Source organism: Barnesiella propionica (assembly GCF_025567045.1).
GTDB lineage: Bacteria > Bacteroidota > Bacteroidia > Bacteroidales > Barnesiellaceae > Barnesiella_B > Barnesiella_B propionica.
Map to the genome: position 1 here is coordinate 71,014 of NZ_JAOQJK010000002.1, position 21,296 is coordinate 92,309.

A 21,296-nucleotide genomic window follows, 5' to 3' on the forward strand; every position below is an offset into this window, starting at 1 on the left:
AAGAAAATTTATCTTTTAGTTATAATATTTCCGGTATACGGTAGTTTGTATTGTTTCTTAAAAAAAATCCATATATTTTGTTTGTTAATTATTTTTATACATAGATGAAGATAAAGAGTGTTGTTTCTCCTTATGAAATAGATTTGTATCTATTACTATTTTTATAGTATGATAAGATAAAATGAACAAAATAGTGTTTCCGATTGTATAAATGTAAGTTATAAAACTAAATTACAATGAATCGGAAATATTATTTAGGAATGGCCATAAGTTTGTGCGCATTTGTACAATCTTTACAGGCAGCTGAAAAGAACGATACGCTATGGACACTGTCGGGATATGCCGGCATTAAGTTGACACAGGTTAGTTTTTCCAATTGGGCGACGGGTGGAGATAATGCCGTAGCGTTTGATATACAGGGAAACTACGAGGCGGATTACAAGAACGAGAAACATTTATGGAAGAATAGGATAGAATTGGCCTATGGGCTTAACCGGAATGGAACGGACGGTACTAAAAAGACCAGCGATAAGATTTATCTGAATACGAATTACGGTTACGAGATATATAAGAATCTTTATCTGAGTGCATTGCTTAATTTTCAGACTCAATTTGCCCGAGGATATGATTATGCAGTAAGCCGGGATATATACATATCGGAATTTATGGCGCCGGCTTATCTTTTAACGGGCGTCGGTCTCACCTGGACTCCGGTTAAATATTTTTCTGCTACTCTTTCTCCGGCTGCCTGGCGTGGAACGTTCGTGCTGAGCGACCGTCTTTCGGAAGAAGGGGCTTTCGGAGTTAAACCGGGTAAGAAATTACTGTCGGAATTTGGTGCGAACCTGAAAATGGAAGCTAAATACGAATTTATGAAAAATATGACAGTTTATTCCCGCCTCGATTTTTATTCGGATTATTTGCGTAAGCCTCAAAATGTGGATGTAAATTGGGAAGTGCAGATAAATATGCAGATAAATAAGTGGTTTGCGACTACTTTGACAACCAATCTTGTATATGACGACGATATAAAGATTATTCAAAAAGACGGAAGCAAGGGACCTCGTGTACAGTTTAAAGAATTGTTGGGAGTAGGGGTACAATTTAATTTCTGATAATAGCAGAGATAATTTATGTAAAGGTGATACTCATATAGTATCGCCTTTGTTGTATGATAAATGAATTGTATGGTCAGAATTCTTTTTTTAACCGTTCCAGTATTTGATATACGGCCGGACATGTTTCTGTATTGAGGATTGCCAGAGAATGTATCTGGTAGAATTTTTTCCGGTCGGTATGAGGATATTCCCGGCATGCTTTAGGACGGTCTTCGTAGATATGGCAATAGTTGTCGTTTCCCAGAAAGGGACATGGCATTTCCTTGAAAACATAGTCGTTGTCTTCATCGATGCGTAAATAAGAATTGACTATCTCATGCGGTTTCATACGTAGCTTTTTCGACATGCGTTCTATGTCTTTATCGGTGATACGCGGTCCCAAAGTACGGCAGCAGTTGGCACATTCGAGACAGTTTATATGGCTGAAAGTCTCTTCGTGAAGATAATGAACAAAATCATCCAGTTCGCGTAACCGGTTTTTCTTGATCAATTTGAAGAAATTCTTATTTTCCGTTCGTGTTCTGCGCGCTTTCTCTCCGAGGTTTTCCAGATTCATATTTAAATGATATGATTCGGATGCAAAGATACGATTAAATAATTCTTATACAATGATGAGTACCTACGTACAGGCGGATAAAGAAAAATAAAAGAAGGAAGAAGAATGGTTTGTGGGAAAATTGTTATACTTGCATAAATAAAAATGCAGGTAAGAGTGTTGTATATGTAAAATTGCCTGAATAAAAGCAAATATAAAGAGAGATTCGTGATATGGAGCAACAAAGTAAAAAAACGGATGGAAGTTTCCTGGAGGAAATGAAAAGGCGTATTAATAATTTTCTTCATGATAAAGAACTAAAGAGAAAACTTTATGTCATTATTTTTGAATCGGATACTCCTAAAGGCAAGTTATTCGACGTCTTTCTTATTGTCTTTATTCTCCTGAGCGTAATGGTGGCGATACTTGAAAGTCTGCAATCGGTATCTTCTTTACATAGAATAGGTTTCAAGATTCTGGAATATATTTTTACAGCCTTTTTTACGTTCGAATATCTTACCCGTATATATTGCTCTCCCAAGCCCCGTAAATATATATTCAGCTTTTTTGGAATTATAGATTTACTGGCGACATTGCCGTTGTATCTGAGCTTTTTCTTTTCCGGAGCACGCTATTTCTTGATATTGAGAGCTTTTCGCCTGATACGTGTATTCAGGATATTCAAATTGTTCAATTTTCTGAAAGAAGGAAATTTGTTGTTACGATCATTAAAAGCCAGCGCCCCTAAGATCTTTGTGTTCTTTTTGTTTATTTTAATATTAGTTACTTCATTGGGTACGCTTATGTATATGATTGAAGGTACTATACCGGGAACTTCCTTTAATAATATTCCCAATAGTATTTACTGGGCTATTGTTACTATGACGACAGTGGGATATGGTGATATAACGCCAGTAACACCTTTGGGCAAGTTGTTGTCGGCCTGTGTTATGCTCATTGGCTATACGATTATTGCGGTTCCTACTGGAATCGTATCGGCTAATATTATGCGGGAACATCATAAACTAATGATGGAAGAATGTCCGCATTGTCATCGTACCGGCAATGACGAAGCTTCTGTTTATTGTAAGTATTGCGGAGGTTTGCTGGAAGAAGAATAGCCGCAATACTTTTATAAAAGTTTTTATAGGACTCATAAAATAATTCCATCCGGCAGGATTCTTTAAAAAAATCATGCCGGATGGAAAGAAGAGGAAGACCAGGTAAATTTATGAGTCTTCCAGTTCATCGTCATCGTACAGGTTGTTTAATTCGAAAGACAAGCTGTCCATTTGCTTGTGCCAGGCTTCCACAATTTCCTGAGGCGTTTCGGGAGAGGCATTATCGAGGCATTCCTGTGTAAGTTCTATTTCTTTTTCGAGTTCCGAACGTCTGCTCATAACATATTATTTATAGGTTTATTTAATGTGAGAACAATATCCGGTTTAAAAAGTTCCGTTTATATTTGTATCTTTATGGAATAAAAACAAGAATAAAGAGACGGATCTCTCTTGAAAAATGAAAGATTTGTAATATGGACTCCCATACTTTAGAACAGCTTTATCAGTGGGCCCGGAAATATAATACATCCGAATTTATCGCGGACGATCCAGTCCAATTTCCTCATCGATATAAAGAGCATGAAGATATAGAGATAAGTGCTTTTCTTACTTCTTGGATTTCATACGGAAATCGCAGAGCCATTATTCGTAAAGGAGAAGAATTGGATGCTATGTTCGACGGCTCCCCCTATAGTTTTATCTGTAACAGGAAGTATAACTTGTATAAAAATGATAAAAGAAGTTTTTACCGCTTTTATAAATATGAAGATTTGTATGGAATATGTGAGCGTCTGGCTGTTTGTTACCAGAATTACGGCACTTTACAAAATGCGGTAAAAGCTTCGTTGTCTTCCGGTGTGATCCGTAAAGTGCAGGATACTTTCTCCGGTGTTACCGGAATACCCGATATAAATGGAAATTCGGCCTGTAAAAGATTATCTATGTTTCTCCGCTGGATGATACGACGGGACGGAAAAGTGGATTTGGGAATATGGAACGGATTCTCCCCCTGTGATTTATTGATCCCGTTAGATACACATGTTCATCAGGTCGCGCTGGAACTGGGGATTACTTCCCGAAGATGTGCCGATATGAAAACGGCAATAGAGATTACCGAATATATGAAAAATGTTTTTCCTGAAGATCCTTGCCTCGGCGATTTTGCTCTGTTCGGGTATGGTATATCCCGTTAAGGATTAGTATTCCGGTTGCATTGCGATGACAGGAGCAGTATATGATTTTATTATATTTTCTCCTTCTGTTTCAACAATAGCTACTTTGCCTCATTTAAAAAGCCTGTCCTTAATGTCCTGATGGATATAATCCAGTATGAGGCAATTCTTCGGGGAGTGTGAGAAATGGCATGATTTCCTTTATCATAGTAAATAATTGGTTCTTATGGTTCTCCTGTTATGTATTTCATAAGTATATATAATTCCCCGGGATCCCCCTCTTTAATCATAAAACTATCAAGGGGTATGAAGCTGCCTTTTGAATATGGAATTAATGCGGGTGAATATCTTTTTAACAACAACTTTATCTTGTAGTTGAACTCTTTTAATTGGGAGCCTGTTTCATCGTTTATATTTTGAAATAAATTAGTTTTTTCCGGAATTCCCCTTTTTTGTGTAGTCGTTTCATTATTTCCCTCCTTGAAGATATAATTTCAGCTTCATAGGTATAAAGGTTTTAGTCACTTTTTCTCGGGATAATTCGCATACCGATATCTTTTTGTTGTTCCGTCAAATTTCCAATATATTTTCAGAAATATCAGGTAATATTATTTTATCCTGGTTATTACGTTTAAAAACGGCTGCTTTTTTGGAATAATTGAGATATAATATAGCTTTGTCCCGTTCGTTATCCGGTGCATATAATACATGAGTTTATTGTCCTTACTAATGGTAAATTCAAAGTGAATATGTTCTTTCATATTCTTGCATGCTAATTATTTTCTGTTTTCTGGTCGATAAATTCATTAAGCAGTTGTTCGAATTCATCGTCTTCTGTCACTGATGTAAGGTGTTCCGTACCTTCATTCATCATTAAATGAGGGATGTTTTCACAGGCTTTCCGGCATTTTTCCAGCAGGCCTATTTCCTCCTCATTAGGTTTGGTTATTTTTTCTATCCATTGTTTGATAATAAGATAACTGTGAGGAAGGTTTTTGTTATCCAGTATTTTTGTATATACGGCTCTGTAGTCTGTGTTCGTTTGACTGTATTCGGCTTTCTCGATACTCAGGTATAGTCCGTACATCTCGGGAATAATAGTTTCGATGGATATGTTAATTTCGACAATATTTATGAGTGCCATTTGCAGCTCTTCATCTGTTTCTTTTTCTGCTATGTCCAGTATTTGTTCGTGGTCGTAAAAATAAGTGTTATAAAGCTTATACCGGAAATATCGTTTCAGGAAGAACCAGCTGTTGATAATGTCAAGTCTTATTTTTTTACCGATATCCAATGTATAGATAGGAAATAGTTGATCTATCTCTACAATGTTGAAATCGAAAGGTTTGACATTTATATTTTGAGCGATATTTTTTATCGTGTTTTCGAGGCTTACCCAGGCATTATACATGTCCAGTACATAAGCGGGAATGATCATCTGCTCAGTTTCGTTATCTTCGTTTTCTCCGGTTGATACGCTTGTTTGACTGCATTCTTTATATGAGATTAACGGAGCATAAAATTCTTTGAGTTTGTTTTCGATAATTTCGGCTGAATCTCTTTCATCACCATAATCCAGAGGGAAAATTTTTTCATAGATATCTTCATTATCATCGTTAGATGCCAGAAAAACATCTTCTTCTTTGCGAGTAGTCTCGTTCAGTTTTTGTCTGTTTTTAAAAATAGAATGAAGTTGTTGCTTTGCTTCTATATATCCGTTCTCAATGGCATCTTTCAGGTAAGGTTCCGCTTCATCATAGTTCTCTTTTTCATATAAATAAACTCCCGACTTGTATTGTCCTTCGCCGCTGCCGTTTTTGGCTGCCAGCTTATACCATTCGAAAGCTTTATCTTGATTCCGGCAAATGATACCCGGAATACCTTTTTCATATAAACCCGCCAGTTCCAGTTGTGCTTTCAGGTCGTTGGCTTCGGCTGCTTTCTTATACCATAGAATGCCTTTGGATTCATTCAGAATTTTTTGTTTTTCCGAAGACGCGCCTACTCCATCCAAATACATTCTTCCCAATCTTCGTTGTGCATCTACATCTCCGTTTTCTGCTATCACCTTTACCCAATGTAATAGTTCAGTATCATCTTTTTCTACCAATTTACCTTCACTATAAAGTTCGCTCATTTTTTTTTGTGCTTCCGAAAGTTTTTGTTCTGCGGCCATACGGTACCATTGAACAGCTTCTTTGGGATCGTGTCCTTCGGGAGCTATCCCGTCTTCGCACATGGAACCTAATTGATACATGGCATATATGTTTTTATGTTTTGCGGCTTTCATAAACCATTCCCACGCCAATGTCGTATTTTCTTCACAGCCTATACCGTTCTGGTAAAAATATCCAAGTTGGCATTCGGAATCTGGATCTTTCAGTATGGCAGCCTTGTAAGCCCAGGCAAAAGCGATATCCGGTTCGTTATTTTGCCAGTAATAACATGAAATTCTATATTTTGCCGAAAGCTCTCCTTTTTCGGCTGCAAGCTCCAGGCATTCGAGAGCTTTGGCACGGTCTATATTGATATCGAACCAACCGAATTCGTATAGATTTCCCAGATAGGCAAGATACCATAATTCTCCGGCATCTATCGCTTTATGGATATATTCCAGTCCTTTCTCTTTTTCGTTTTCGTTCAGGTATAAAATACCTAAGTTTCCCCAGCATACGCCGTCGTTTAATTGAGTACCTCGTTGATACCATTCTATTGCCTTATTGATGTCTTTACGGACACCTTTTCCACGTTCGTACATAATCGCCATATTCACCATGGCGAACGAATCTCCTTTTTCCGCAGCTTTCAGGTACCAGTCCAGAGCCAGTTTATAGTTAGTTTCAACACCTTCTCCTCGTTCGTAATGCCTTCCTACCAGGAATTCTGCATATTTTAGCTGTTGTTCGGCTGCTCTCATTGCCCATTTGAAAGATTCGCTGGAATTGCTTTCCTTATCTTCAAAATCCTGTTGATACATTTTCGCTATAATGAACTGTGCGTATGCCTTGCCTTTTTCCGCTTCGGGAAGAAACTGGGAGTAGGTCGTTTCGGTGAACTCCGTGCATCGTAGTTTATCACGAAATATCTGGCATAACAATTCCTGGGCTTCTTCATTGTCGTTTATAGCCGGTGTGATTAGCATTTCTACTGCTCTTTCATACTCTTGATTCTCTATAAGTTCGCGTCCGTCCGAGCATAAGGTTTCAGCTTTATTGATGCTATGAGGGATTGTTTCATCAGGAGATTTTATCTTTGGCTGTAATCCTTTATCCTTCAGAAAATCAGTTATCTGGTCACATATCTCTGAAATGGCATTTTGATTGAAATTATCTATTTCGAGATAATTGTTCTTGGATAGGCGGTATATCAAAGTTCCGGAAGGTTCGAATCTTCCTATTTTAAGAGCTACGATCGGTTTCTTTAGATTAAAAGCTATAGATATTTCTGAAGTGGCATGTTCCGATATATTGGAGTTTTCACTCCATATAAAAAGCATGATTTTACATTCTTTTATCGCTTCTGCTATTTCTTCAGCATAATCTTTGCCTAATTTTATATTTCGTTTGTCTATAAACGAATTGATCTTGCGGTTGGCGAGTTCTGCTTCGAGAAATTTCAGTATGTGAGTATCTTTTCTGGAATAACTTACAAATACGTCTTTTTTCATGGTATCCTATTCTAAGGTTGTAATAATATAAGTTTTTCTATTTTGCTAAGATACGGTCTTAAAATTATATATACAATCTTCTATATTTATTTGTCGGATTTTTTTGAAATAAGACTTTTTTATATCGTTCAATATAAGAATTATGCCTGTTGAAAAATAAAAATGGGAATCTTTAGAAAATGATTCTCCCGGTCATGTTGTATTGGTGTTTTGTCATAATCGGGAAAAATTGTGGTATTGAATTGTCTTTATCGAAATAATATTTTTAATAGTTGTTTTTATAATTCGGAATACCCATTAATATTTTGGCTTTATCTTTATTGGAAGAAAAAGTTAAAGACTCTGTAATTATCTCATAATTTTGTTTATCCACCAAACGTGATGCAAGTATATTGAGTACCTTCAATTTATCGTTATCAAAAGTATATAAGGACATGAGTTGCAGTTCTTGTTTACAGGTGAAATAATTATTCATGGCTTCTATATTCAATAGTTCCAGTTGGTCGTCTTTGAATGGCTTTTTCTTTAAGTTGTTATATAATTTCTGAAAATCTTCATTGTATATACTTCTGCCGTTCGGTCTGTGATTAGGTTGCTGAATGATCGGCGGAATGAATTCGGCTTCGTTAGTAGGTGCTAAGATTACAGGAGGATGAACTACCGTTTCACCTTTGAAAGAATTCATATTTACTACCTGATCGTTTATAATATTAATTATGATGACGGTCGTTTCATCACTCAGAGGATTTTTCTGATATTCCCATTCTTCCGACACTTCGTTGAACCGGCGGTATTTCGGCTCTCCCAACAGGCTTTTAATTTCTTTTTGCGTCATGCCCTTTTGTACTTTCATTAAAATATTGCTGCCGGACATATAACTTTTACAACTGCTGGTAAATACGATAAGTATTAATGTGACGAATAACAGTTTTTTCTATTTTCATACTTTAGTTTATTTCGTTCAAAGATAAAATATCCGGATTTATATTACTTCGTTTTTAGATTTATTTAATAAGATATTTATTTTCACTACTCCGAGAGATATAATCATTAAATTGGCAAGCCGTTGGAAATATATAAGTTGTTGATTCTAATATTATTATTTCTTTATATTCCCGTTTTTGGGAAATATAAAAGAGTATTTTATCCAAGATGATTTTTTGAAATTGATGATGTAGCATATTATGCTGGTTGATTTTCAATGGTTTATGGTTTAAAAGATAGAAGCCTCGAAAATTTACTTGTTTTTTTGCCGAAAATCGAAGATTTAACACTTTTAACCTTGATTTGTCTTCACGCGAAGGGAAAAAGAGGAAAATGGCTCTCTTTTGCTCCGAAACCTCCGGTTCGCAAAGATAAGGCATATCGGTGATTATTTCGCCGATTGGGGCTGCAAAATCGTAGATGAGTTAACAGATATTTTAGTTGATGGATGCAGCCAAAAGAGAAAGTCAGCAAGCATAGTTCGGCTTTGGCGCAGCCATCTCTTTTCTTCCCTTTTTAGCTTTACTTTAATGCACGCATATATGAATACGGAGATAAAGTAAAGCTGTTTTTCATTTGAGGTGCAAATAAATTCTCAATTTGGCGGTATGTTCAAGAATAAATTTTATCTTTATATTAAATAATATTTTATTTGTTGGTTGGTAAATATGTGAACTATGAATAATATAGTAGCTTTTAATTTTTCTAATCCCAATGATGTTGCTTTACAGATTGCAGCGAGGGTCAATGCTCGGAGACTTGAACTGGATTTAACCCAAGAGGGATTGGCAGCAAGAGCCGGGATCGAGTTTGCCTCTTATCGTAGATTTGAGCAGACGGGAGAGATTTCATTGAGAGGATTGCTCCAGATTGGATTTGCCTTGAATACGCTATCTGAGTTTGATGCTCTTTTTATGCAGAAACAGTATCAATCGATTGATACTGTGTTGAATGAGCAGAGTGTTATACGTAAACGAGGCGAGAAAAATGAATAGCTTTATAAGGAAGATAAAAGTTAAAAATACGGAGATTTCTAGTTTCAAAGAGTGGGAACATGCGTTTCATGATTCTATACATTGGAAAGAGGGACGAAGTGCCTATTCATTAGCTGATTTCGTGATTAATAGGAATGGGATTGAAAGGATAACTGAAATATTAGGTCGTTGTGGTTTCATTGGTTTACAACTTTTATCTTGCGATGTAGAAACATCTGTTAAATTTGATGATTATAATAGGCCCAGTCAGAGAGACATGATCTTAACTGGAGAATTGAAAAATTCGGATAGGGTCTTTATAACTGTAGAAGCAAAAGTGGATGAAAGTTTTGGTAAAACAATAGGTAATAGTATTATTTCTCAAAGTTCTCACAGAGCGAAAGAATTACTTAAGAAATTCATACCGTATTATAAAGATCAGGATAAAAAACTGCGATATCAATTGTTCCATGCAACAGCTGCAACAATAGAAAAAGGAGATTATGGGCAAGATTTTCAAATATCGATTATGCTTGTTTTAGTGTTTAAAACAAAAGGATATGGGAATGGTGTGGACTATAATGAAGAAAAAAGCCAAAAAAACTTCTCAGATTTTAAGGATTACATGCAAGCAATAGGAGCTAAAAAAATTATTGATATAGAACCTTATGTTTGGAGCCTCAATTATAATGGTAAAGAGGTTGTTTTCATATATTCACAAATTGAACATAAAAATCTTCAAATCAAAGAATGAAAATATATTTGCGTATAAGAAGTGATTTATAGTGGAATAATGTATTGAACGAGCAAAATGTTACCCGTAAAAGAGGATAGAAAAAATGAATAGCATAAAACAGATAGAGGTCATTTATGATAATCGGCAGGTTGGCCGCTTGGCTCTGACCAAAGAGGGCTTGTGCGCATTTGAGTATTCGGTAGAGTGGCTCAATGCATGATTTTCCATATCTCCGTTTGAACTGCCATTACGCAGTGGGGGCGTAAAACCTCGTCCGTTTGAAGGTGGTTTCGGTGTTTTTGATGACTGCTTGCCTGATGGGTGGGGATTGCTAATGATAGATACTTGCAACAGAACGGAATCAAGCCATGTGTATTGTCATTACTTGACCGCTTTGTATTGGTCGGTTCGACAGGACGTGGAGCATTGGAGTTCCGTCCTGACAAAAGTGTCGTGTCGAAGCAAGAGTATGCGGATTTCGAGAAACAGGCTTTGGAAGCTGAGCAGATTCTTGATAATGAAGATTACACAGTGGAGGGGATTAAGGAGTTTCAATATAGAGGCGGTACTCCCGGTGGTGCCAGACCGAAAATTTTCACTCGTTATGAAGGGAAAGAGTGGCTGGTGAAGTTTTGTTCAAAGAGAGATTCCAAACGCATCGGTGTCGATGAATACCGTTATTCGCTTCTCGTAAAGAAGAGTGGAATAGAGATACCTGGCGGCTATTTGAGGACAAATACTTTGGTGTAGAGCGTTTTGACCGTACACCGAATGGTAAATTGCACGTGGTAAGTATTGCTGGATTGATTGGTGCTGACTATCGGATACCGAGTATAGACTACACGCATATCTTTCAGGTGGCGCAGCCTTGATACATAGTGTTGTAGAATTGTGGAAAGTTTATCGTCTGATGGTATTCAATTATCTGATAGATAACAAAGACGACCACGCCAAGAATTTTGCCTTTATCTATCGTGCTGGAGACTGGCATTTCGTACCGGCATACGACCTTTTGCCAAGTGATGGGATAAACGAGTTTCGCACAACGTCAATTAATGATAGCATCGAACCTGTGAAAGAAGATCTTTTGAGTGTTGCTGTAAAGGCTGGTTTGGATAAGAAAGAGATTGTAGAAGTGTTTGAAAAAATAGAAAAATGTGTAAGAAGGTTTTTGTCTCACCTAAACCAAAGTGAATGTTTTTCAAAGGAATGTTGAATACGATGAGGAAATATTACAAATACAGAGGAGGAATAGGCGTTTTTGATAAGAATGGTAATTCGATATTTGAGAGAGATATAAACACTCTTGCAAATAATCAAATCTTTCTTCCCACAAAAAGAGAATTAAATGATCCAACGGAAGGCTTTTGTAATGACGATGTGATTAGAACTTTATTTGAAGAACTAAAAGATTTTTCAATAGAAGTAAAAAGACAATATGAAGGATTGCTTGAAAAGTTTGCAAAAGTAGGGATTTATTCGTGTAGTAACAATGTGACCAATGAATTGTTATGAGCTTATTATGGTGGTGGACATTCTGGTTTTGCTATAGAATATGACATTGATAGGCTCAAAGAATCGTTAAATTATAATCAATATTTTCAATCTATTTTTGATTTTGACGTTAAGTATTCTCGAACCATTCCTATTGCAGATTTAACGGTACTTCATGGGAAAGACATTATTCGAATCCTGAAGACATTCTTAGGAACAAAATCATATTCATGGAAGCATGAAGAGGAACATCGTTTGATTGTTGAAGGGAGTGGATTGTTTGATATTGATTACAGAGCAATAACAGGGATTTATTTTGGATATAGAATGCATGAAGGAGAAGTAGATTATATAATGAATACTTTGCAAAGCAGAGGATTGTCATATTATAAAATGGAACTAATAGATAAAACTTACGAGTTTATACCCATGCCAGTTGAAGATAAATATGTTAATGCAACTAAATATGTCGCTAATTGTATTGACTATGATGTGGATAAATTACTTCTTAATAGTTGTGTTAGCGAAGAGGATATTCTATTGTATAGAGATAAATTTATTGAGGCATTGGAAAGTATAAAAAATGAGCCATTCATAAAAGATGTTTATATAGCAACAAAAAGTTCTGATTCTGTAGAACCGTTATTTAAAATCTTTGCTAATACTAAATCCGGGATGCCTCCGATTAGAGAATTTAATTTTAAACTCAACGATAAAGGAGAACTTTATAGAATAAAATAATGTGTTATGGAAGATAAAGAGTTGACTCTACAAGAAAGGATAGAACAAGAAGCTAAAGATACCTTAAATAGAACAATGTGGGAAGGTTATGCAAACGATATTCTTACAGGACTTCAAAAAAATCCAGGTATACAACCAGATCGTCCAATATGGGAACTTGTACAAAATGCTCGTGATGTTTCACTTGAAGGAGAAAAGTCTAAAATTGTGTTTGTGCGTAAGCAAGATAGTTTTATATTTAAGCATAATGGACAGCCATTTACTCGCAGAACATTGCAATCGCTTATCTTGCAAACAAGTTCGAAAGTTAGGCAAGATATTATTCAGGTTGGACAGTATGGAACAGGTTTTCTGACTACCCATAAGTTTGGTTTGAATTTTCGCTTAACAGGTTCGTTGTCTTTACTTGATGGATTGAAGTTCCACGATTTCTATGGCGGAGATTTTATGATTAAACGTTCTGCCCAAGACAGAGTAATGCTTAGCAAAGATCTTGGCGACATTATTTCTAAAACTCAACAATGGGGCATAGATTTAAGTTCTTTGTTAGATGTACCTATGAAAGAAACAACATTTGAATATCTGCACAATGTTGATGCAGAACGTGAAAATGCTAAAGTTGCTATTGAGGATGCGTCAAAACTAGTTCCATTTGTGCTGGCTTTAAACAAGCACATAGAATCAATCAGTTTTAGGGATGAGGTAGAAAACTCTATTGAAAGTTTTATTTTTCAGAAAGAAGAAGTATTTGATAGTTTTGAAGATCTATGGGTATATGAAACCACTATCCTTCATTCAAAAAATGGACAACAGAGTGAGATGATAAATTTGTTTCTACTAAAAAGTAAAACTTCATTAGAAGAGAAAACAGGGGAAAGTAAATTTACTGTTATTTTACCTTTAGAGAAAACAAAGTATGGATTAAAGGTATTCAGTTTTGATACTGATATCCCTCGTCTTTACCTCTATTTGCCTCTTCTAGGATCAAAACAATGGGGTTCTAATTTCTTATTTCATAGTCCTTCATTTACATGTGATCAAGATTCTAGGGATTCGCTTATGTTGCGGTCAAATCCTCAATCAGAGGTGCAACATGATCAAAAGAATAAAGCTATAATTAAGGAGGCGGGAGAAGCTCTTAGGAAATATTTAACACACAAATATTATTCTATAAAGGATGCAAGATTGTTATGTCCTATTAATTTTATGATGGGAAAAGGAACGGATGAGGTTGGCCGATATTACCGTGACTTACAAAAAGAATGGGTTTCTTTTTTCGAGAGTTTAGATCTTGTTGAGACAAAAGATCACAAGACATGTTCGGTTCAGTCTATTCGTGTACTTAACAATGAACTTAGTTCTGCATGTGAGCAGGATGCAGCTTTATTAGATGCTGTCTACGAATTGCTATCCAAGACAACTCATAATTTAGTTTTACCCAAGAAGGAAGAAATGTTGTTTTGGAGTAAAGTGACAAATGAATGGTATGAAAGTGATGAATCCCCAAACAAACATGTAGTATCTATGGACAGTATTGTATCTATGATACAAATAACTGTCATTACTGAAACGGATTTGGATTGGTTGCATAAACTCTGTGATTTTTTCAAGTATAATAATCATGCAGATTATTTAAATAAGCCAATAATCCCGAATGAGGAATACACCTTATGCACTCAAAAAGATTTGGTGAAACCTGCTAACTTTGGAAATCAGTTAAGGACTATTCTTAAAATTTTGACACCAGAATCTATAAAAAAATTCGTTCATTATCGCTTTGTTGATATTGTAAAAGAATCTTCTATCGACTTTGGATATATAGAGGTAAATACTACTTTAAGTAGTTATTTCGAGCATCTATCTCCTTCTTACGATGTGCTGAAGAATTCTATAATCGCAGGTAGTAGAGTAAATATTTATCAGTATACCGAAAAGCGAATTCCGCAGAATGAGGTTCATGCAATTTTGGACTTGTATAAAATGCTGGTAGCAAACAGCATTGGTGGGTTTCCTGAAAGATGTTTTAATCTACTTTCTGAGTATTATGACTATCATTCAGAAATAACAGAAATCGCCACTAAGGATGTTCTTGATGTGCGAAAATGTTATAATACCTTATTACATGATGCTTTGCTGGGATTTACATTACAGGAAGATAAAAACAGTATGGCAAATTGGACCTTAAGAATGGTAAAGGAATTGTTTGATTTTAAGGATAGTCAAATTTTTCTTAGAAATTATCAAGTATATCCTGATCAAATTGGGACCTTTAAGTATGCTTCTCAATTAAAAAAAGAGGAAAGAGGTATGCCTCCACGGATTAAAGAACTATATAACGAGATTTGCAAAAATGGAGACGATAAAATTGAAAATGAATTGGTAGATAATGCTTTTGCACCTTATTTTGTTGAATTAAACGAATTGAAATCGCAAGAATTGGCTGATGAAATCCAGAAGCCATTTAAGGGAGATGATGGCAAAAGAACCATAGCGAAAGATAAGAATCAAAAGCAATATTTGGAAATTATTGAGCATTTTAATGATAAAGAGGATGGACCTGTTTGGAAAGGATTGTTTTCCATTATAAACAATATACGTCCATACTTAATGCTCTCGGTTATTGATAGCCCACAGAAACAAGAGAGTATCTTTACAATTATGAAAGTAGAAGATGAGATAAAATTACAAAAGATTGCAGAACTTGCTAAAGATCCGAATTTTGATCTTATAGTCACATTGGGCAAGGAAGCTCTTGATAAGGAAGAACGCGAAAAGAATGATTTTGAATTTAAAAAAGAACTTGGTTTTATTGTGGAAAAAATTTTGCAGGAAGAATTTAAAGGCATTCTAGGAGAAAATAAGTTGACGGCACCCTTAGTTGATAATAAACAAGGGGGGCAGGATTTAATGTTATATATCAACGATGTTCCTGTCTATTACATAGAGGTTAAGTCGAGATGGTCTTCTGATAAGTCTGTTTTGATGAGTACCCTACAGCACAGAACCTCTTATCAAGAAAAAGAACACTATGCTCTTTGTGCTGCTGATATGACATCGTTTATTGAGCAGGCTAGGAAACATGAATATCCTCCTTTCAAACAAATTGAAAGTCATCTAACTTTTGTTCCAAATATTGGAAAACTAAATGACCGATTGAAGGATGCAACATTAGAGGAAGATAAGCAAGTGCATATTGCTGGAGGTTATCAAGTGCTTGTTTCCCAAACAGTAATAGGTGATAATGGTATTTCGTTTAGAGACTTTATGGAATTGCTAAAGAGTAAGATTAACGAGACCTTAAGGTAACAATTTTCAAAATTGGAACGATTGCTTATATCATAAAACTGTAATATGTTTGGCTAGAAAATTGGTATATTGGTAGTTTGGATGTGCATGACAATTGTGTGATGCGGCTGCATTTTAACCTATGACATATCATTAAATAAATAAAAAGCATTAATTTTGCATATTATATGATATGTTGGACATAGCAAAGTCATTGACGCAGTCGCTTTGCACCTTAAATAGATAAAATAATGACAAAGAATACAATGGGGACTAAGTTGCCCCGAAAATTAGAGCAGAAAATGTCGGTTGTGGGAGAGCAGATTAAATTGGCTCGCTTACGCAGAAATCTGAGTGTGGCTCAGATTGCAGAACGTGCAACTTGCTCTCCGTTGACTGTTTCCCGAATAGAGAAAGGCGTACCAACAGTAGCAATCGGAATCTACTTGCGAGTGTTGTATGCTTTGCAACTTGACGCTGATATTCTGTGGCTGGCAAAGGAAGACAAGTTGGGAAAAGCTTTGCAGGATTTGAGTTTGAAGACAAGGGGACGTGCCTCAAAAAAGGAATAAACGATGAAAACACTATATGTATATGCCGATTTTGACTGGTTCAAGGAAACAGAACTCGTTGGTGAGTTAGGCTATGAATCTCTTCGTGGCTCGGACAGCTATTGTTTTACTTTCAATGATGAATGGTTGAAAAAACACGGAGATTTGTTTCTGAGCGATGACCTGAATAATTATCCGGGACAACAATATACGCAACCGGAGAAAGATATATTCGGATGTTTTGCCTGATCGTTGGGGGCGAGCACTGTTGCTGCGACGTGAGCAGATTGCAGCGATGGAAGAGAAGCGACCGGTACGGAGACTTTCTTCTTTCGACTTTTTGATCGGTATCGATGACTTTTCCCGGATGGGTGCTTTCCGTTTCAAGGAATCAAAAGACGGAGGATTTATAAATGTAAGTGAGTCGTTGAAAATCCTAACTCTGACGGATATTAGAGAATTGATTGCAGCCAGTACGGAAATTGAGAAAAGCGAAGAGGGGAATGTCCTTCCTGATAGGAAATGGGTTGCCCAACTTGTACAGCCGGGCTCTTCATTGGGTGGTGCAAGACCTAAAGCCAGTGTGATAGACACGGATAAAACGCTTTATATCGCCAAGTTTCCTTCTCGCAAGGATGATTATGATGCCGGACTTTGGGAGCATTTCAGCCACCTTCTTGCCGTGAAAGCCGGTATAAATGTAGCGAAAACCAAAGTGCTGGCTACCGGAGAGAAATATCACACGTTGCTTTCTCAACGCTTTGACAGAACCCAAGAAGGTAAACGGATTCACTTTGCTTCTGCCATGACCTTATTGGGGCTCAATGACGGCGACAACGCAACTACGGGACACGGTTATCTGGATATAGTCGATTTCATAATCCAGGACTGTACGAATGTGGAAGAGAATCTGCAGGAACTCTATCACCGTGCAGCTTTCAATATCTGCATTGGCAATAGCGATGACTATTTCCGCAATCATGGTTTTCTTTTGACTGCAAAAGGTTGGACGCTTTCTCCTGCATACGATATGAACCCCACTCTGAATGAATATCAAAGTCTGCTTATCTCATCAACTTCCAACAAGGCAGACCTTGGTATTTTGCTTGATGCTTGTGACGACTACATGCTTAACCGTAAAACGGCTGAAAAGATTATTTCAGAAGTAGTTGAAGCAGTGAAAGGATGGCGAGAATTGACAACGTGGTTAGGCATTTCCAAAAGAGAGATGGATGTGTTTGGTGGGGTGTTGAATAAAAAGTATAAGATAGGGCACAAATTAGCATTTGGAACATAGACGCGACGTAAATCAACCAGTCATCATCTATTATTAGACGAAAAACGCAAATAATTATCGAAATAGACCTAAAGATTGTGGTGTGTGAAAATAATTTAGTAAATTTGAAAACGACAAACATCAAATTGGATATATATGGTGACGAACAAAGATATTAATCGTATAAAAGTAGTACTTGCAGAAAAGAAATTAACCAATAAATGGCTGGCGGAGCAGTTAGGTAAAGACCAAGCGACAGTGTCGAAATGGTGCACTAATAATGCCCAACCATCATTGGAAATGCTATTAAAGATAGCCGGGGTACTTCAAGTTGATGTAAGAGAATTGCTAAGGCCTACTGAGAATGATGCTACATATATCAGAGTGCCTAAAGAATTTACAAAAAAGTAATATCTAATAAAAACGAGGATGGAACAACCCAAGTTAATAAACAACATAAGTGAGCGTGTAGTGGATGACCTCAAACAACGGTTATCCAAAAGTTCTTGTGTGTCTATTGCAGCGGCATCATTCTCTATCTATGCTTACGAAGCATTGAAAGAAGAATTGGAGCAAGTGGAACAATTGCGTTTCATTTTCACGTCTCCTACTTTTATCAAAGATAAATCAAAGAAAGAGAAACGAGAGTTTTTCATCCCTAAACTTAACCGGGAACGCAATTTGTATGGTACAGACTTTGAAATTCGCCTTCGTAACCAATTATCACAAAAAGCGATTGCCAAAGAATGTGCGGACTGGATTCGTAGAAAAGTGCAATTTCGTTCCAATGCTTCGCAAGAACAAATGGGTGGATTTATGCACGTTAATAACGAGCCCCAACAGGTTTATCTCCCATTTAATGAGTTTACCACCACACAGTTGGGCTGTGAACGAGGTGCCAATGTGTATAATGTGGTAAATGTATTGCCTTCACCGACTGCAAGCGCATATTTGGAAATTTTCAATGAGCAATGGAGTAACGATGCGAAATTTGAGGATGTAACGAAACGTATCTTGGAGTATATAGATACAGTTTATCAAGAAAATGCACCGGAATATATCTACTTTATTGCTCTTTATAATATCTTCAATGAGTTTTTGGAGGACATCAGTGAAGATGTGTTACCCAATGAACGCACGGGGTTCAAAACGAGTATTATTTGGAACAAACTCTATAATTTCCAACGTGATGCTGCGCTGGCTATCATTAACAAATTGGAAAAATACAATGGCTGTATTCTTGCCGATTCTGTAGGCTTGGGCAAAACCTTTACGGCATTGGCGGTAATCAAGTATTACGAAAATCGTAATAAGTCGGTGCTTGTGCTTTGCCCGAAAAAGTTGAATGACAATTGGCAGACTTTCCGTGCCAATTACAAGAACAACCCCGTAGCTGCCGATCGACTAAGGTATGACATCCTCTTCCATTCCGACCTTTCACGTGACCGTGGTTTGAGCAATGGTCTCGACTTGGAACATATGAATTGGGGTAACTATGACTTGATTGTAATTGACGAAAGTCATAATTTTCGCAATGGTGGTAATGTGGACGAAGAGGATGAAGTTGATTTTGATACATTCATAGAAACAGACCGTCACAAGGAGAACCGTTATCAGCGGTTGATGCGATGTGTCATCCGTCAGGGTGTAAAGACGAAAGTACTCATGTTGTCAGCAACTCCTGTCAACAACCGATTCGGTGATTTGAAGAACCAGTTACAACTGGCATACGAGGGGCGTGTGGAGAATATCAACGAAGCCCTCGAACTTGACCGTAACATTGACGACATATTCAAGTCTGCTCAGACTGCCTATAACCGTTGGGCTAAGCTAGAACCAAACGAACGGACTACGGAACGATTGTTGTCAGGTCTTCAATTTGACTTTTTTCAGATACTCGATGCTGTGACTATCGCACGTAGTCGTAGCCATATCATCAAGTATTACGACACGAAAGCTATTGGCGAGTTCCCTAAGCGGCTTACACCCTTATCCCGCCGTCCGCACTTGACGGACTTAGGAGATGCTATCAATTTTAAGGATATTGCCGAACAACTCAATGCCCTGAATCTTTCCATATACACCCCTTCACTCTATCTCTTCGATTGTGCCCGTAGTGGTTACAGCATTGACTACGATGGTGAAGGGCTGTCTATTGACGGTCGTGAGAAAGGCTTGCGCAAACTCATGGCCACCAACCTATTGAAACGCCTGGAGAGTTCGGTCAATTCTTTTCGACTGACTCTTAATCGTATTCATGAGTACATCTGGCAGACAATGGAGTTGATTGACGCATACGACAAGAAACATTCCGGTGCAACCATTGATGTATCTTCTTTCACTGATGATATGGATTCATCCGAAGGTGACACCGATCCGTTTGCCACTAAGAAGTCGAAGATTTCATTGGCTGACATGGACTATGTAAGTTGGCGACGTGACCTCGAAGCCGATTTTGAACGGTTAGACCAGCTCTTGCTGATGCTGAAGGATATTACGCCCGAGCATGATAGTAAGTTACAGATGCTTATTGAGGATTTGAAACATAAGTTCAGCAACCCGATAAACGGAGAAAACAAGAAAGTGCTTATATTTACGGCATTTGCCGACACAGCCAATTATCTCTATGAGCAGTTATCCACGAAGATAAAGGCAACTTGCGGACTTGATACGGCACTTATCACCGGATCTACCGATGGCAGATGCACGTTGCCGAAGTTCCCCATTTCGTTCAATAATGTACTGACCTATTTTTCACCATTCTCAAAAGACCGTGCAGCCCTCTTTCCCAATGCTACGGGTGAGATTGATGTACTAATTGCTACTGATTGTATCAGTGAGGGTCAAAACTTACAAGATTGTGACTATCTTATCAATTACGACATCCATTGGAATCCTGTGCGCATCATCCAGCGTTTCGGGCGTATCGACCGTATCGGTAGTCGGAACAAGCAAATTCAGCTCGTCAACTACTGGCCGGATATGGAACTTGACGACTATATTCAACTCAAAGGACGTGTAGAAAGCCGAATGAAAGCCACCATCCTTACCGCAGCAGGTACCGGCAATCCGCTTTCCATGGGTGAAGAAGCTGATTTGGAATATCGTCTTGGGCAACTAAAGAAATTGCAGAACGAAGTGGTTGACATCGAGGATATGGACACCGGCATCAACATCATGGATTTGGGATTGAACGAGTTTCGGCTTGACCTCTTGCAATATGTCAAGGAGCATCCTGATATTGAACATGCACCTTTCGGATTGAATGCGGTGGTAGCCAGTTCTGAATTGGCGAAGCCGGGTGTGATGTTTATACTGAAGAACCGTAACAATGCCGTCAATATCGACCGCAAGAATCAATTGCATCCGTTCTACATGGTCTATTTGTCTGACGATGGAGAGGTAATTTATGACCATCTGCATCCCAAGCAACTGCTCGATACCATGCGTGCGCTTTGCAAGAATCAAAAGGACTATGACCATGCACTCTGTTCTTTGGTCAACCGTGAAACACAAGACGGTCGCCGCATGACCAAGTACAACACGTTGCTTCAAACGTCTATTGACAGCATCGTAAATATTAAGGAAGAAACAGACATTGAGAGCCTTTTCTCTGTGGGTGAGACAACAGCCCTACAAGGAGAAATCAAAGGTTTGGACGACTTTGAGTTAATCACGTTCTTAATTATAAAGGAGAAGTGA

Annotated in this window: 15 protein-coding genes and 3 pseudogenes; 14 read left to right on the forward strand and 4 right to left on the reverse strand. The window is 37.4% G+C overall.

The features are described 5' to 3' along the window. Positions 1-236 precede the first annotated feature (236 nt). Positions 237-1,115, forward strand: coding sequence for a DUF3078 domain-containing protein (locus tag OCV73_RS02755; protein WP_147548830.1), 879 nt, complete (start codon positions 237-239; stop codon positions 1,113-1,115). Positions 1,116-1,191: 76 nt separating this feature from the next. On the opposite strand, the gene OCV73_RS02760 is transcribed toward OCV73_RS02755, so the two are convergent. Further along, on the reverse strand, positions 1,192-1,674 hold the full coding sequence (locus OCV73_RS02760; RefSeq protein WP_147548832.1) for a YkgJ family cysteine cluster protein: 483 nt from the start codon (positions 1,672-1,674) through the stop codon (positions 1,192-1,194). A gap of 257 nt (positions 1,675-1,931) precedes the next feature. Here OCV73_RS02760 and OCV73_RS02765 point away from each other — a divergent pair, with 257 nt between their 5' ends. Then, positions 1,932-2,774 (forward strand): ion transporter, encoded by an 843-nt coding sequence (locus OCV73_RS02765; protein WP_147549640.1) that lies wholly within the window; start codon positions 1,932-1,934, stop codon positions 2,772-2,774. Positions 2,775-2,882: 108 nt separating this feature from the next. Here the strand turns inward: OCV73_RS02765 and OCV73_RS02770 are convergent, their stop codons facing one another. Next, the gene (locus OCV73_RS02770) at positions 2,883-3,053 is read right to left on the reverse strand and encodes a hypothetical protein (protein WP_167551194.1); all 171 of its coding nucleotides are present in this window, start codon (positions 3,051-3,053) and stop codon (positions 2,883-2,885) included. A gap of 134 nt (positions 3,054-3,187) precedes the next feature. On the opposite strand from OCV73_RS02770, the gene OCV73_RS02775 reads away from it, so the two are divergent. After that, complete coding sequence (locus tag OCV73_RS02775) at positions 3,188-3,907, forward strand: TIGR02757 family protein (RefSeq protein WP_147548834.1); 720 nt, start codon at positions 3,188-3,190, stop codon at positions 3,905-3,907. A 751-nt stretch (positions 3,908-4,658) separates the two neighbouring features. Here the strand turns inward: OCV73_RS02775 and OCV73_RS02780 are convergent. Both OCV73_RS02780 and OCV73_RS02785 read right to left on the reverse strand, forming a co-directional pair. Then, complete coding sequence (locus OCV73_RS02780) at positions 4,659-7,553, reverse strand: toll/interleukin-1 receptor domain-containing protein (protein WP_147548836.1); 2,895 nt, start codon at positions 7,551-7,553, stop codon at positions 4,659-4,661. Between the two features lie 265 nt (positions 7,554-7,818). Continuing rightward, a complete protein-coding gene (locus OCV73_RS02785) occupies positions 7,819-8,388 on the reverse strand; it encodes a DUF4476 domain-containing protein (RefSeq protein ID WP_262512851.1) in 570 nt (189 codons plus the stop codon). 826 nt (positions 8,389-9,214) lie between these two features. Here OCV73_RS02785 and OCV73_RS02790 point away from each other — a divergent pair. The 11 genes and pseudogenes from OCV73_RS02790 (at position 9,215) to OCV73_RS02840 (ending at position 21,296) form a co-directional block, all read left to right on the forward strand. Further along, positions 9,215-9,532, forward strand: a complete 318-nt coding sequence (locus OCV73_RS02790; protein WP_147548842.1) for a helix-turn-helix domain-containing protein — start codon at positions 9,215-9,217, stop codon at positions 9,530-9,532. Further along, complete coding sequence (locus tag OCV73_RS02795; protein ID WP_147548844.1) at positions 9,525-10,265, forward strand: DUF6946 family protein; 741 nt, start codon at positions 9,525-9,527, stop codon at positions 10,263-10,265. Before OCV73_RS02790 ends, OCV73_RS02795 begins: the two co-directional genes overlap by 8 nt. Positions 10,266-10,488: 223 nt before the next feature. Further along, positions 10,489-11,463: pseudogene (locus OCV73_RS02800) on the forward strand (type II toxin-antitoxin system HipA family toxin). Continuing rightward, positions 11,442-11,762, forward strand: coding sequence for a hypothetical protein (locus OCV73_RS02805; RefSeq protein WP_262512852.1), 321 nt, complete (start codon positions 11,442-11,444; stop codon positions 11,760-11,762). Before OCV73_RS02800 ends, OCV73_RS02805 begins: the two are co-directional and overlap by 22 nt. A gap of 15 nt (positions 11,763-11,777) precedes the next feature. Further along, a pseudogene (locus OCV73_RS02810) lies at positions 11,778-11,987 on the forward strand (DUF2971 domain-containing protein); the annotation flags it as partial. Positions 11,988-11,996: 9 nt separating this feature from the next. Continuing rightward, positions 11,997-12,482 carry a hypothetical protein gene (locus OCV73_RS02815; protein ID WP_262512853.1) on the forward strand — a complete coding sequence of 162 codons (486 nt, stop codon included), beginning with the start codon at positions 11,997-11,999 and terminating at the stop codon, positions 12,480-12,482. A gap of 6 nt (positions 12,483-12,488) precedes the next feature. After that, a complete protein-coding gene (locus OCV73_RS02820) occupies positions 12,489-15,788 on the forward strand; it encodes a sacsin N-terminal ATP-binding-like domain-containing protein (RefSeq protein WP_147548846.1) in 3,300 nt (1,099 codons plus the stop codon). A gap of 230 nt (positions 15,789-16,018) precedes the next feature. Beyond that, positions 16,019-16,339, forward strand: coding sequence for a helix-turn-helix domain-containing protein (locus OCV73_RS02825; RefSeq protein WP_147548848.1), 321 nt, complete (start codon positions 16,019-16,021; stop codon positions 16,337-16,339). A 3-nt stretch (positions 16,340-16,342) separates the two neighbouring features. Beyond that, positions 16,343-17,615 (forward strand): annotated as a pseudogene (locus OCV73_RS02830) (type II toxin-antitoxin system HipA family toxin). A gap of 135 nt (positions 17,616-17,750) precedes the next feature. Further along, positions 17,751-18,005 carry a helix-turn-helix transcriptional regulator gene (locus tag OCV73_RS02835; RefSeq protein WP_147548850.1) on the forward strand — a complete coding sequence of 85 codons (255 nt, stop codon included), beginning with the start codon at positions 17,751-17,753 and terminating at the stop codon, positions 18,003-18,005. An 18-nt stretch (positions 18,006-18,023) separates the two neighbouring features. Further along, on the forward strand, positions 18,024-21,296 hold the full coding sequence (locus OCV73_RS02840) for a helicase-related protein (RefSeq protein WP_147548852.1): 3,273 nt from the start codon (positions 18,024-18,026) through the stop codon (positions 21,294-21,296).